Here is a 13,688-nt window from a genome sequence, read left to right as displayed (position 1 = left end):
GATTAACCTCAAGAGTCACGCTTGCATTTTCGCGAACACAGCAGGTATATAAAGAGTGTTTTGTGGTGTTACCCCTACAGTAATCGCCCATAACCGATTCGCGGGGAAATCCCACCAACAATACAAAGCTGAAGCTCGAAATGAACTCCCGGCAACATCCATGCCGAAGTTATTAATCAGCATGTACTCATTACTAGAGAAGACAAAAGGGACACTAAAATAAACCATAGTCTGGCCTTGCGCGTCACTTCCTGATGTCACGTAACTCCAAGAGGCCAAAGATTTGCTGAACACTGCGCTGGGAGTTCCCGTGTCAAAAATCAAAGACTCATTCTGATCATAAAGTCGGCCTCCCCATAGAGCTGTAGGGCTTGCTGAGAATGCTGCTGCAAAGTAGTTACCCCTGGGCTGAGCCGTGTTCACGTCATATGCTCGAACGTAAAAGCCTTTCCAGTTGCCCGGCGACCCAAGTATGAGGACCCTACAGAGACCAGCAATTATTCCAACATTGTCAGGCTTGACAAATACCAGCGGTGGTTCTTGAGTGGTTATAACCCTCTCAAAGTTTGTCGAAGAGCCAAGACCAGACTCTTGTGTAGGGACAAAACGCCCTTTAGAGAGAATTGAAAGACGCGCATATTCAGAATCGAGAATAACGACATCGTCATTATTCTTGAACTCAAACCCCCAGCTCATTATTTGTACCTCGACACTATAAGGCGCTGGGTCCCAGTCCCAAACCGTCCATCAACAGCGGTCCTGTGCCCCCTCCACACCCTGATTTGGTCGGTAAGTATTTCAGGTTCGTATTGAACTACTGTGTGTAACCCGGTTGTATATGGCCCAATCGGCACAACGATAGCGATGCAGTTTAGTGGGGTCACCCCTGGCACAGAGAAGACCTGCGCAGCGCCGGCGCCAGTGACCGGTCCAGAGAAGGTGACCAGCGTTGAGAAAACGGTGCGTAGCGTGAAAGATGCGGGGCCAAGTTGCTGAACCTCGTTCTCGTCCCAGGTAGCCAGCCCGTATTCAGCCATCAGTTAAGCCTCCCGAACTTGCCGCGACGTTTCTCATTCGCGTCGAACACCGAGAGGCCGCTGTTATCGAGCAAGCTCGCGCCGTCCGTGCCTTCACCACGAAGAGTGAGCGTGCCTGCCGGGATATTGATTTCCAGCAGTGGCCGCCCTTTCGAGTCCACCGTCGGCGAACGAAGCACCATCCCCAAGATGATTTCCTGGATGATCGCCTTGCTGATGATCGCGGTGTTGAATACGGCCTGGCCGTTCTCAAGGACGAACATCGGATCAACCTTTCCGTCCACCTCGTTCACCACCGCAAAGCGCTGAGCGAAGATCAGAAATTCCGATTGCTCTCCGTTCGAACCAAAGGCCAGACCAGACACCACCCTCCTACCATCCACGATGGTCTGAGCCTTCATGGTGGTCTGTGCCGAAACCTTGCCGTCGAGCCGTACCACTGTCTCGCTCACCGTTTGAACCGACGCGCTTGTCTGTCCGATGCTCGACTGCAGCGTTTCCGTAGTTTTGGTCAAAGCCTCGTTTGCACTCGCCTGCACAACCTTCTCGGCCGCAAAGCTGGCCGTTGACTCCCACGCCTTAATTGCTCCCGCCAGTTCGCCAGAACCGTTATCGCCGCGCACAGAAGCCCGAAGCGCCTCATTGCTAGACGCCTGAGAGGTGATTTTCCCGTCCAGGTTGGTGACTTTTGTGTCGAGGCTGGTGAGCGCCTGAGCGGTACCGGATGCCTTTTGATCGACTGCAGACAGATCGCTATTCAGTTTGTTGATCTGCGCTGCGGACGTCTCGCGGTTCGATGCAACAACCTGTTCCAGGACAGTCAGCGACGACTTGTTGTCGCCTACCTGGGCACCCAGGGTAAGCAGCTGCTGAGCCATCGCATCGTATTCGCTGGCTCGGGTTTTACGCTCTACAGCAAGATCAGCCGTAGACGTCCAGCCTTTGATTGCGTCGGCCAGATCGCCGGCGCCGTCGTCACCACGGGCAGCTGAGCGCAACGCCTCAACTGAGGTGGCGGTGGCCAACACCTTGCCGTCGATTTCCTCGATCTTGGTTTCGATGATCTGCACCTGGGACACCAGTGCATCAGTGGTCTCAAGGATGGTGCCGATATCGATCCAGTACGTGACGTCGGGCGGCGTTGCTCCCACAGGCACAGGGCCTTTCGCTTGGTAGAGACGCTGATCCAGACGCACGATGTCGCCCTTCAGATAGGGCTTTTCCGGGTCGTAAGCGAGGGCATCGCTCACTTGCTTGATCAGATCTTCCAGCTCCTGCTTGGCTTCCTCGAGGCGCTCATTTACTGAGCCAGGCCCATCGCCTGTAATCAGTTCGATTTCTTCGCGCAGACTCTGGTACAGGGCGCCCTTGCCGATCTTCTCGGCGTAGTAGGCCTCATAGTCGCTCTGCTTGGTGCTGGCCTGGCCATGGACTGCACCAGGTACAGGCCAGAACGGGCCTACGTTGCCGGTCCGGTCGACCAAGCGCGCCCAGAAGAACAGACTTGCCCCCGCCAACAGGCTGTACATTTCGTGCGAGGCCTGCGGGTAGCTGAAGTCGCTCAGCTTGACCGCCGTCGTCAAGTCGGGCGACTCGCTGTACCAGAGTTCCGTCCGTTGGGTGTCCTCCGCACCTGGTGGGAATCCCCACTGGATGCCGATGCCATAGATCAAGCTGGTGGTGGTCAGGAACGACACCGCCGGCGGCAGGCCAACCTTCCCTTCCAGGTTGGTCAGGCTGGAGTTTTTCCAGATCGACGAGATTTCGAATGCGCTTACCGACCGCACCCGGGCCAGGTACGCACCCGAGTAGATCCCGGTGACGTCCACGCTCGTTGAGCCTGTGCGCTGTACCTTGATCCAGTTGCCGTTGTCCTTACGCCACTCCACCTCATAAGCGACGGCACCAGTTACGGCAGGCCACGAGATGTTCATGGTGCTGATGGCAATACCCTGGCTAACCGCGTAGCTCGACGTCAGCGTGACACTGGGCGGCGCCGGTACCACGGTGATCGGGATAACGCTGATCGGGCGATCTTCCAGGCGAGCGCCTGTGTCGATGTGCGCAAACTTGCTCGGATCGTACTGAACAGCCGATATTTCGAAGACCCCAGGCTCTGGCCGGGCCACGCTGACCACCCGGTATAGTGGGACGGCCAAGTCGTCAGTATCCAATGCCCAGACCAGTTCCGGCTCAGGCGTCACGGAGTAAGCCACGGTAACCGTAACCTGCCGGCCACTGACCAGTTGCACGGTGCGCCCCTCGCACTTACCGTCAGGCAGGTTGAGGATCAGTCGGTCGCCGGGCTTGGCCTGGGTGTCGCGGTCCAGCTTGATGACCTTGCCTTTTACCGCTGAGATACGCCCGCCAATGGCACGGCCGGCCAGCAGTTCGTCAGCAATCGGGATCACGTAGCCAGGCAGCGGGATACGGCCATCCAAACCAACCTTGAAGGTTACGGCCCGATCCTTGGAGTTGGTCAGCAGCGCCCACTTACCGCGGCGCTGGGCCTCCGATTCGCGAGTGCAGCCGATAGCGCTGATCTCCAGCGGGTTGTCGCCGTAGCGCCGCTGTAGCTTCTGATCGGTGACAGCCGTGACGTCGGTGTCGTAGTTGTTCAGCGGGTTGTCGTAGCTGACCAGTGCACGGGTGTAGCGGGTGCGCTCAGACGCGCTCGAGTAGGTGAACTTGCCGTCGATGACGTTTGCCCGGGTGTAGGCAAAGTCGAAGTCCGTTGCGCGCGGCATATCCGAGAGAGTGAACACCTGGCCCTGGGCCCAGTACATCATACCTCGGTAGATCGCCGAAATATCGCGCAGCAGTGACCAGGCATCAGCTTTGCTCTGCAGGTTCAAGTTGCAGATGAAGCGCGGTTCCTGGTCACCCTTTCCGTCCGGCACCAGTTGGTCGCAGTATTGCGAGATTCGGTACAGTTCCCACTTGTCCACCATCCACGGCTTGATGCGACGGCCCAGGCCGAAACGATCGGCGGTGGTTATGTCGTAGGTCATCCAGACAGGGTTGTCGGTCCAGGCCTGCTTGAAGGTACCGTCCCAAACGCCACTGTACGAGCGCGACACAGGGTCGTAGTTGCTCGGCACCTGCATTTTTTTCAGCTTGGTCTCGACCGTCACGGCAGGGATGCTACGGAACTGCTCGGCAGAAAACTCGATGTAGAGCAGTGCCGTGTTTGGGTAGCGGATCTTCGCGTCAATCACCTCGGTAAATCCGGCAATCTGCATGGTGTCCGAAATTTTATTGTTGTTCTGGTTTGGTGTGATGCGGGTGATTCGCATCAACCAGCCGGTCGTGGCTTTGGGCAAATCGATACGGCGGGTGCGCTCGTACACGCTGGTGGTCTTGCCATCGACAGCCTCGCTCAGCACCGGCTGATAGGCGCCCCCATCAGTGGCCAGCTCAACCTTGTATTCGATCCTGTACCCATTGATGTTGCCCCCAGCGTCCACGGACTGGAGTGCCGGCCAGGCAAAACGCACGCGCACAGCGGAAAGCTGAGTGTTGTTGATCGCCCTAACCCACGGGGTGCCGCTGCGCAGTTCGGTGCTGATGGTGGTCTCGTTCTCGACCGACGGGATCCCCTGGATATAGGTCTGGTCCACGGCCCCGGTGCGCCACTCCCACTTCACGTTCGGGAAGTTCATGTTCCCTTGAGGGTCTTGCAGCGGAGTGTTATCGAGGTAGATATCCCTGGCCGTTGGCGTCCCTTCGAATTCACCCTCGCCCACGGCGATCAGCATTTTGGCGACGGCAACCGAGCGCAGACTGTCCGGGGCTTCTGTCGGCGTTTTTGGTTTCTCTTCGCCGCCCTTAGCGCCGTGGATGTCGATCTTGCGTACTGCGCCCATGCTTTCCTCCAGGCGAAAAAAACCCGCTCAGTTGGCGGGCATAGTTCTTTTGGGCTTTTAGAGCCCTGCTGGCTTACAGTAGCTGACGTTTAACTCCAACTCCGCACCGCACTTTAGAAGCTCTTTAAGCAATGCGTTTTGCTCATCTGGTACGCTTAAATTTAAACTACCTCGTTTGTTACCGGACTGCACCAATGGTACTCCGAGCAGATTCCCACTACATGCGTAATCTAATAAGGAGATCCCTTGATCAAGCATTGATTCAAAGTCCCTCCACTGCTCCAACTGTCGAAGATCATCTTTCTTGGGCGCGTGAAGATAGTTTCCCAACCGCTCACCAATACTGCGGAGCTCTGGAGTTACGGGAGTATATTTACACCTTATCATTGGATAACCGCCAGACCAGACATCAATCCTTACCTCCTGCACGCACCCATAAAAGGCTTGTTCAACATCTCTTCCCAGTGCAGCAATTTGCCAACCGCGCTTCTTTTTTTCCGCGACGTGCTCTTGGTGCTGAAGATATTCTCTGAGCCGAGATTCAATCCCGAACCTAAGTTCTAAAGCACTATAGAAATAGTACTCCGGCTTTAGCTTTCCTTGAGTATAAAGAGCCTTTGCTCGACTGAGGTGATTCACCGAGCCTCTGAAAAAATCGCCAGCTTCCATGTCGACCTCATATGGAAAAAGACGAAATCATACTTCATCCTCGGCATAAATCGCAGCGCTGATAATTGCCCCACCGACTCGACGCTTGCCGTAGCAGAGCGGGACCGGGTTGCCGGATGCCGTGGTGTTCTTGGCGCTACCGAAGGCGTAGCCAGGGGTATTCTCTGGGGCCGCGCTGGTCTTGAGTCCGCCTGCCTGCGGGCTGAGCATTTGAATTACGCCGCCGGCGACGAGCCCGATACCTGCGCCGATAAGCGGTGTGCCGAAAGGCGTTGCTGAAAAAATCACACCCACAACAATCAAAATTGCTCCGACGATGGTTTGAAGAATACCGCCGCGCTTGCTGCCTACAACCACGGGGGCAATGCGGATGTCACCGGCGCCGTTATAGCTCAACTCCCTCTCGCCTATATTGCGCTTATCGCGGAACACAGCGAACTCAAGCCCGCGCGACTTGGCGTTAGACAGGAACCGCTCGAACCCCGGGATTTGCACACATAGTGCCTTGATGGCCTCGGCGGGCGACTTTACCGCGAGCCTGAAGGACTTCCCGAACTGACGGAGTTGCCCGTGAAGTCGAATCGTTGTCATAGGTTGGTAATTGATCGCTGATGCCTGCATCACTTTCTCCGGACAATAAAAAACCGCCCGGAGGCGGCTTCATGGCTTTCTTGGTTCAGTTGTAATCGACATAGGGGCCAATGTAGAAGCCGGCCATGTCGCCACTGATACGGTACAGGCTTTCCTTTCCAGGCTGCACCGTCGCCGCTATCGTTCGAATTGCGGCGCCTGCGCACAAGCCAGAGCCCGCCAGGCCAGTGCCGAGATTGGGCGAGCCTGGCGGAAGGTAGAATGTTGCCCGCTGCCCGGTGCCGATTTTTGCAGCCCTTCGGCCGTCAACATAGACAACGATGTCGCAACCCGAGCCCATAGCGCCGGAGTCGCGCACAACTGTGATTCTTCCGCTTTCCCCGGAGGGCTTTGACTGGAAGGCGTAAAGTTCATCCAGTAGTACCGGCTTCGCGTCCCTAACCGATATCGCCGATGAGGCGCATCCCGCCAGCATCGCCACCGCTACCGCCGCTATCAAAATCCGCATGCCGTACCCTCTATGGTTTGACGGGACTGTAGCAATGAGGCACCGAAAGCAGAAATCACATGAAGTTAATAGCGTGTGGCAGGTGCATTGAACATAGCTATTCGCTATTATACTGCCCTTTTACTTCAAGGGTGCGAAATAAAAAAATGAGCAGTTCTAACTGGGTCGCAATCGTTTCTGTAGTCGCCACTTCCCTAGCTACGGGCTACTCTACTTATTCTAACAACAAATCCAATACGGACTTGGAAAACGCAAAACAAGAACACGTGCTTTCAGTGGAGAAGACCAAACAAGACAATTTAATATCTCTAGAAAATGCAAAATCCGCTCGCGAGCGAGAAACTTTTTTACAAACGAAAAAGCTCGAAGTTCGCACACAGTACTGCAATGAAGCGAAATCTATATATAAAGAACTCGGTGATGCGGTGGTTAATTCTAAGGATAGCAATTTTGCGGTACAAGCCGCCGCATCGAAACTAGTATCAAAACTTTCAATTCAAGCACTTGCCTATCTAGATAATTCTATTTCCGAAAACTATACAAAGCAAACCAAAAGCTCCAAGACGCTCGATAACAGCGTCATTGTAGGTGCTCTTGCAACACAGGTTAGAAGATGCGCCGCGATGGTACCAAGTGACGCTTAAAATCAGTCCGAACCATGGTTTCCCGAACTTGGTTTTTTTTGCCTCAATATCAGCCGTGTTCGATTATGCCAAGGGCCCCCGTAGATAATTATCTCGGAAGGCCTACCGTATAGGTGATGCAGCAGGAACGGGCCCGGGCCAAACACCCCAGAGTCTTCGCCAGGCAGTGCCGGATCGATGCCCAAGTATACCCCGGCGTGATTAGGGTGAGCAGTACGGCCGACCTGCATGACGATTAGGTCTCCACGTTGTGGCCTGTCCACGCGAACAAAGCCAGCAGCCTCGTATTGCTCCTCGTACAGACTGGCGTTTTCCTCACTCTCCCACCAGCCATCAGTGCGCTGGAAGGCTTCGAACTCAAGCCCCCACTCACGCTGATACCAATCTGCGCATACCTGCCAGCAATCCCAGGCGCCGTGCACAAAAGGACGCTTCAGTAGCGGGGTGCTGCCGGTCGGCGTAATCGTGCGCAGATCGCCTTCAGGCCACGACAAAATGTGCCAGGGCAAGGCCGTGGCCTCGCACATGGCCAGGTCTTGCGGTGACGGCCGGCTGGTGGCGTCCGGGTGGGAGTGAACGATGCCGATCACTTCGCCCAAGTCTTCTGCCGCGGCGTAGTCCTCGGGATCGAGTCGGAACTCTTCGTTCGCCTCCGTGGCGATGTTCCTGCACGGAAAGTACTTCTGCGCGCGGCCAACGGCCAGCAACAGGCCGCAGCACTCTTTCGGGTACTGGGCTGCCGCATGCGCCTGGATGGCAACAATGATGTGCTTGCGCATGGTCAGCTCCTCGCGATCAAGCTGACGGCAGGGAATCCACCGAAGGACAATTCGTTGTTCTCGCCGAAACGCAACTTGCAGGACGACAGGCAGCCCTTGCACTGGTCCAGGGCTGGATCATCGGTAGGGTTGTCCTCATCGTCGAACATGGCCGCGCCGGTGTAGCCGCAGTTCGGCCCCCGATAGCCATTGGTCATGGCCCAGTGGCAGAACGTCGTCATTTGGCGCCCTGGCAGCCCGTGGTTATCGATTTCGCCCGGAGAGGACAGTTCCCAGACCACCGCCTCGCCGTCCTCGCTGGTTTTCTGATCGATGTACCAAATCTCCAGCGCCTCCTGTGTCGGGTCAGCAGTTGGGTTGCCATCGGAGAAGTTGGCCGCATCCAAGTACTGGGCCAGGGTCTCGCGAACCGTCAGCTTGAACTTGAGCATGTCCTCGAAAGCCAGGCACAGCGCGGTGACACGCCCGTTGACGTTGCCGGCGGCGAACGTCGGCCGAGAGGCAGTGCCGTCGCTGCTCGAGGAAATACCCTCAATCTGCACTGGCCAGGCCGCGTACTCTTCGCCCTGCCACCAGATCGACTTCGCTGGCAATTCATCTTCGGAGTGTTCGTAGAGAAGTAGTTCCTCGGGCGTGTGCGGGATGGCGTGACCGTGGAAGCGCAAGTAATCGGCGCCGTACTCGGTCCCGTCAATTTCGAAAAGGCGAATCTCGCCGCCGGGCTCCAGTTTCTGGATGTCCGTGATCAGTGCCATAGGCGGTTATCTCAGGGATGAAAGGTTTGTTGGAAAGTCGCGGTGATGGCGTAGACCTGGCCGCCGCGGTGAATCGGCTTGTAGCCGTTGCATTTGTAGAGACCAAGCTCACCCAGGGGCGGCTCCCAGAGGAAGCCCTTCGTCCCCTTGTGTCGGTCGATGAAGTCCATGATTTGCTTAATACGCGGCTTCAGGCCGGTAAAGGTCACCGGCCAGGATTGCCACCGATTGTTGATCCCATCCTCGACTGACTGCTCGTACCCTTGGCCGAACTTCTTGGAGCGAGCACGCTGGGCAATATCACCCTCCGCGCCCTTCTCCGTTGCCCAGGTAAATCGTTCGATGGCCATCAGCGCCCCTTAATTGCTTTGTTGATGACTCCGCCCTGGCGCATGTCCTTCGAGCGCAGCTCTTGATACTTCTGCTCTACGAAGGTCGCCAACTCCTTGCCGAACAGGTCGTAGCCAGGTGCGTCAGCGGTGGACGATGCGTTTCCATCACCGTCGATATGCACCTCGACGTTGATCTGAGTCGCACCCGCCCCGCCGCCGCCCATAGCCATCACGCCCAGCTTGCCGCTCGACGTTCGGGTCAACGGCATAATCGCCTCTTCCCCGGCCTCGCCCATGACACCGGTTTTGCCGTTGGCCATACCGAACGCTGTTGGCTTGCTTACGATCGAGTTGGTGAAGGCGCCGCCGTCGGCGAACATCTGCACACCGCCCGACCAGGCGCCACCCATCGCCTGGGGAAAGTACGAGCCCGAGTAGCCGCCAGCCGATGCGCCAAGATTCGACGATGCCGCACCAGCGGAGCCCGCGGCCAGGCCGTTACCTCCAGCAGCGCTGCCACCAAAGTAGCTGGCAGCCGCTCCGACCAGGCTACCCAGCAGCGCCGAGCTAGCCTGACGGGTGGCAATGCGTGCCATGTCGGCCAGGATCGATTTGGCGAAGTCCGAGAACGACGCCTTACCGGTCATGGCGAAGTTGACGATTGAGTCCTCCATCGAGCTGAACGCATTGCCGAATAGACTCTTGGTCTGCCCTGCGACGTTCTGCGCCGAATCCAGGTAGTTGGCCCAGGCCGAGGTAGCACCCTTCGTCCAATCACCTTGAGCTGCCTCCACATCCGCATAGTTCTGCCGGATCTGGTCAGTGGCGGCCTTGTTCGCGTCTGCGAGCGCCTGTGACTTCCGCTTGAACTCTTCCTCCGACATATTCCGCGATGGGTCGGAGCGCTGGTTTTCCAGCTCAAGCGACTGCTGAGCAAACCTGTCTTGCTGGCTGTTCAACTGCCCGCTCAGTGCATTTTGTCGGTCACCTTGGCCGACGCCCAATACGGCACGCTGCCCGGCAAGCTCCAAGGCGCGCTGTTGCTGACCCAACGCCTGCACGTACGAGCTAATCGCCCTCTCCTGCTTGGCAAGCCGCCCGCTCTCGTTTGTCGCCAGCACTTCAAGCTGGCTGTCGGCATCCTTCTGTGCCTTGACCATGCCAGCGCGTGCGTCGGCGATCTTTTGGTCGAGCTGGATGCTTTGCGCGGCTGAGGTGGTCTTCTTACCCTTGGCAACTTCTAGCGCGCTGATCTCGGCCTCGTAGGCTGCCGTCACCTGGTCACGCTCGTTGCCGATAAGGGCCTGGCGACGCAGAAGGTAGTCAGCCTCAGATATCAGCCCGGCCTTTTGCGCCGCCTCCAGTTCCTTCTGGTAGTTCTTGTAGGTGTCGGTGATCGCCGCCAGGTCGTTTTTGGCATTGTTGAAGCTAGTAAGGTCGACCGGTGAAGATCCGCCCGTTTTCGACTCCTTGAACTTGTCACGAGTCTGTTTTTCTAGAGCCGCTTCATCCGCAGCGGTGAATGCGTAGCCTGCCCGCCGCGCAGCAGCGATACGCCTTTGATTTTCCTCAAGCGCTTTCGTCAGTTTCGTGGACTTTGATGCCGTAGCGTCTAGGTTGTTCTGCAGGGTTTCATAGGCCTTCGTGCCCTCCTGCATATCCTGAGCCTGGAACATTTCCCGGCGCGCTTTTGCCTGGTCATCCACCTCCTTCTGTAGCAGTGCGGTGATGTCGCCTTGGGCGCCTGACTCACCGCGACTAAGCATCATCATGTCGGGGTTGTCACCCAAGATCATCGGATTCGATTGGGCGTTGCGCAGCGTATTTAGGCGATCTGCAAGCTTGTCGAACTTTTGATCGAATGTCTCTTCGCGCCCGATATCAAGTATTGCGTCCCAGGCACCTTTGGCTGCGCCCTTAACCGAGTTCCAAGCGCTTTCTACTGTGCCCAAGTTGCTCGTGATGATATCGGCACGCAGAATCAAAGCATCGGCGTAGGCGCTCTCCGCCAACTGCTGGGCGCCCAGGGTGTCGCCTTGTTCCTGCAACGCCCGAATCTGGGTGTACACGGCAGCAGTGAGAAAGTTGTACTTGTCATTGAGCGCAACGACAGCCTTCACCGGGTCATCCGCCAGCCTGGCGAATTCATCCACGGTTTCTGATGCCGCTTTGCCGGTAGCTTTTTCGAACGATAGGGCTGCAACAGCAATCTGCTCAAAGCTACTGCTTACGATCTTGCCGGAGCCAGCCAACTGCGCCAGAACCGCCGCTGCCGCTCCAGTGGTGCCTACGGTGTCGCTGACCTGTCGCGCCATACCCCCTAGCGCTGAGGATGTTGCTCCTGCGTAATTGCCGGTTAGGATCAGTGATTTGTTATAGCGGTCCTGCTCCTCGCTACCCTTGTAGTAGGCAACAGCCAGGCCTCCAATGGCGGCGGCTACCAACCCGATGGGGGCAGCCAGTGCCAACATACTGCCCATAGAGGCACCCGCCCCCACTCCAATCTGAGCTATGGCCCGTGCACCGCTACCCCAATCACCAGTAGACAGGGCGTTCCCGAGTTGAACGACATTTTCCTGTGCCTGACGTGTGCCTAGCTTCAGCTTGTCGAAACCAGTGGTGGTTTTTTCGAGCTTTGCGTAATCCTTGTCGATCTTGCTCAGGGCGCTGTTGTACTGGTCCTGGCTGATTCGGCCCTCGTCGAGGTGCTTGCCCAGTTGCTCGACCTGCGTGTCCAGCTTAGCCAGCGCGGCACGGGCAGGGTCAATAGCCCCCAGCAGGCTGTTGAGGGCCTTCTGCTCGTCCATAGCGGACTTGGCCAAGGCCACCTGCTGCTTGTCGAGCTGGGCCGAGATCTTCGCCGCCTCGGCCTCGCCATAGGCGCCGGTCTTGGTCAGCTTGGTGAGAGCGTCACGCTGCTTTGCCAAATCCTGGGTGGTTTTGGCGCTGGTGGACAGCGACTTTTCCAGCGCCTGCATTTCGTTCATCAGCGAAACGGCGGACTGCTCGGCCCGGCCGCCGGCCTTCGCCATTTCATCCAGACTCGTTTTCGCCTGGATTGCATCGGCCGAGTCGATCTTGACGCCGAGTTCTGCAATATTCATCGACTCACCTTGAATAAGTGCCCGCGGTTACGGGCTGTTTTCCCTCTCCTCCGCCATGACGCGCAGGGCCTCGCCTTCCAGCACCTGGAGGTCTGGGAATATTTCAGCGAGTTTCTTTTTCTTAATGCCGAGGAAGCCGGCCACGTCGCGGATGCAGCTGTAGTCGAGACCTATCGCGCCGCCGGCGCCTGCTCGCCACTGGGTGGACATTCGGTTGAATAGGACGAAGGCAGACCAAAGGCACGGCCAAACCTCGAACTCTTCTTCCATGTCCTCTGCGTCCCAGCCGAAAGCCGCGATCTGCTCGGCATCCGGCGGGGACTCATACAGGGCGCGGGCGGCGCGGATCAGTTTCCCGTGCGAGCCTTGGCGAAAGCTGTCTGGTACGCATCCACGACGGCCTCGGTCGTCCCATGACACGAAGTCACCAAAGCCTTGATGCTCTCGTCATCGAACTTGTCGTCGAACTCCCAGCCTACGACCAGATCCTTGATTTGCTGCATCTGGTTTTCGGTATCCACGGCAATAATTTCCGATACCGTTGGATTTTCACCAAAGCGCTCTTGGCCGTCCTTGCGCCGCTGATTCCACTCATCGAACAGGGCCGCCAATTCGATACGGCTTCGATACCTGAACGTGAATTCAACCTTCACTGGCGCCTGTCCAACGACGGGGATCATCACCGCGCCCAGAAACGTCGGCGCCTGGGCAATCTTGAATTTCGCCATGATTAAGCTCCGCCGCCAGCAGCAACAGGCGCGCGATACGCAGTGATTTCCGCGTTGATGGTGAACCCGAAGGAGACAGCGGCGCCTTCGTTACGCACCAGGGTCGGCGTCTTGTTGAACGATGCGTAGCCAGCGTAGTAAATCGTTTTGCCGTTGGGCAGCGACATACGCAGGATGCGGACTTCCTTCTCGCGGTCAGCCTTATCGAGCTCTTCGTACCAAGCCAGGCTGTCATCGTCAGCCAATTGGAAGGCGAAAGCCTGTGCGTTTTTGGTGGTTGGGATCTGCTTGTCGCGACGAGCCTCGAGCGGCGTATAAGTCCAGTACTGCTGCTCGCCGCCGGACATGGAGTTGCCGATCACCTGATTGACGGCTACCCAGCCGGTAACTTTCTTGGCAGTACCGCCGCTGATGCCGTCCGGGAAGAAAGCAACATTGGATGTGTCGATGCCTTCCAGGGTAAATGCGCCAGCGGCAGCGTTGGATACACGCACGGCGCGCTCGTTGATGTCCTCCCAGCCAGAGGTGATCAGCAGAATATCGCCATTGGCAAAACCGTTCGCGGCGCTGGTAGCGACACCCGGGTTTGCGTTGCTGATTGCGGAAATCAGCTTGGCGGCGGCGAACCCGCTGGAGATCGAAAGTGTTGCCCCGTTGGGGAAATAAACAGACATG

The 13,688-nt window shown here is 57.2% G+C and carries 13 protein-coding genes; 1 reads left to right on the top strand and 12 read right to left on the bottom strand.

From position 1 onward, the window contains the following. Positions 1 to 15: 15 nt before the first annotated feature. The 5 genes from ASD70_RS28715 to ASD70_RS25790 all read right to left on the bottom strand — a co-directional run bounded on the left by ASD70_RS28715 (position 16) and on the right by ASD70_RS25790 (position 6,671). Entirely contained in the window at positions 16 to 696 is a 681-nt protein-coding gene (locus ASD70_RS28715) for a hypothetical protein (RefSeq protein ID WP_082561477.1), read from the bottom strand. A gap of 340 nt (positions 697 to 1,036) precedes the next feature. After that, a complete protein-coding gene (gpJ, locus tag ASD70_RS25805) occupies positions 1,037 to 4,903 on the bottom strand; it encodes a TipJ family phage tail tip protein (RefSeq protein WP_056847790.1) in 3,867 nt (1,288 codons plus the stop codon). Positions 4,904 to 4,960: 57 nt separating this feature from the next. After that, positions 4,961 to 5,572 carry a hypothetical protein gene (locus ASD70_RS25800; RefSeq protein ID WP_056847789.1) on the bottom strand — a complete coding sequence of 204 codons (612 nt, stop codon included), beginning with the start codon at positions 5,570 to 5,572 and terminating at the stop codon, positions 4,961 to 4,963. Between the two features lie 27 nt (positions 5,573 to 5,599). Next, a complete protein-coding gene (locus tag ASD70_RS25795) occupies positions 5,600 to 6,193 on the bottom strand; it encodes a tail assembly protein (protein ID WP_056847788.1) in 594 nt (197 codons plus the stop codon). A 55-nt stretch (positions 6,194 to 6,248) separates the two neighbouring features. Further along, entirely contained in the window at positions 6,249 to 6,671 is a 423-nt protein-coding gene (locus tag ASD70_RS25790; protein WP_056847787.1) for a hypothetical protein, read from the bottom strand. Between the two features lie 146 nt (positions 6,672 to 6,817). Here ASD70_RS25790 and ASD70_RS29015 point away from each other — a divergent pair, with 146 nt between their 5' ends. Then, on the top strand, positions 6,818 to 7,315 hold the full coding sequence (locus ASD70_RS29015) for a hypothetical protein (RefSeq protein ID WP_156382948.1): 498 nt from the start codon (positions 6,818 to 6,820) through the stop codon (positions 7,313 to 7,315). A gap of 2 nt (positions 7,316 to 7,317) precedes the next feature. On the opposite strand, the gene ASD70_RS25785 is transcribed toward ASD70_RS29015, so the two are convergent. From ASD70_RS25785 to ASD70_RS25755, 7 genes are read right to left on the bottom strand one after another with little or no spacing between them, the layout of a single operon-like run. Next, entirely contained in the window at positions 7,318 to 8,094 is a 777-nt protein-coding gene (locus tag ASD70_RS25785) for a C40 family peptidase (protein WP_056847786.1), read from the bottom strand. Between the two features lie 2 nt (positions 8,095 to 8,096). Further along, on the bottom strand, positions 8,097 to 8,849 hold the full coding sequence (locus ASD70_RS25780; RefSeq protein WP_056847785.1) for a phage minor tail protein L: 753 nt from the start codon (positions 8,847 to 8,849) through the stop codon (positions 8,097 to 8,099). An 11-nt stretch (positions 8,850 to 8,860) separates the two neighbouring features. Then, on the bottom strand, positions 8,861 to 9,199 hold the full coding sequence (locus ASD70_RS25775; RefSeq protein ID WP_056847784.1) for a phage tail protein: 339 nt from the start codon (positions 9,197 to 9,199) through the stop codon (positions 8,861 to 8,863). Beyond that, complete coding sequence (locus ASD70_RS25770) at positions 9,199 to 12,285, bottom strand: phage tail tape measure protein (protein ID WP_056847783.1); 3,087 nt, start codon at positions 12,283 to 12,285, stop codon at positions 9,199 to 9,201. Before ASD70_RS25770 ends, ASD70_RS25775 begins: the two co-directional genes overlap by 1 nt. Before the next feature lie 27 nt (positions 12,286 to 12,312). Beyond that, positions 12,313 to 12,615, bottom strand: coding sequence for a DUF1799 domain-containing protein (locus tag ASD70_RS25765; protein WP_056847897.1), 303 nt, complete (start codon positions 12,613 to 12,615; stop codon positions 12,313 to 12,315). A 17-nt stretch (positions 12,616 to 12,632) separates the two neighbouring features. Beyond that, positions 12,633 to 13,013, bottom strand: coding sequence for a phage tail assembly chaperone (locus tag ASD70_RS25760; protein ID WP_056847782.1), 381 nt, complete (start codon positions 13,011 to 13,013; stop codon positions 12,633 to 12,635). 2 nt (positions 13,014 to 13,015) lie between these two features. Then, positions 13,016 to 13,687 (bottom strand): phage tail protein, encoded by a 672-nt coding sequence (locus ASD70_RS25755; protein WP_056847781.1) that lies wholly within the window; start codon positions 13,685 to 13,687, stop codon positions 13,016 to 13,018. Between the last annotated feature and the right edge of the window lies 1 nt (position 13,688).

This window comes from Pseudomonas sp. Root569, assembly GCF_001427465.1.
GTDB classification, from domain to species: Bacteria; Pseudomonadota; Gammaproteobacteria; order Pseudomonadales; family Pseudomonadaceae; genus Aquipseudomonas; species Aquipseudomonas synxantha.
Note: the sequence above shows the minus strand (reverse complement) of the source record. Positions and strands in the feature narration are given on the sequence as shown.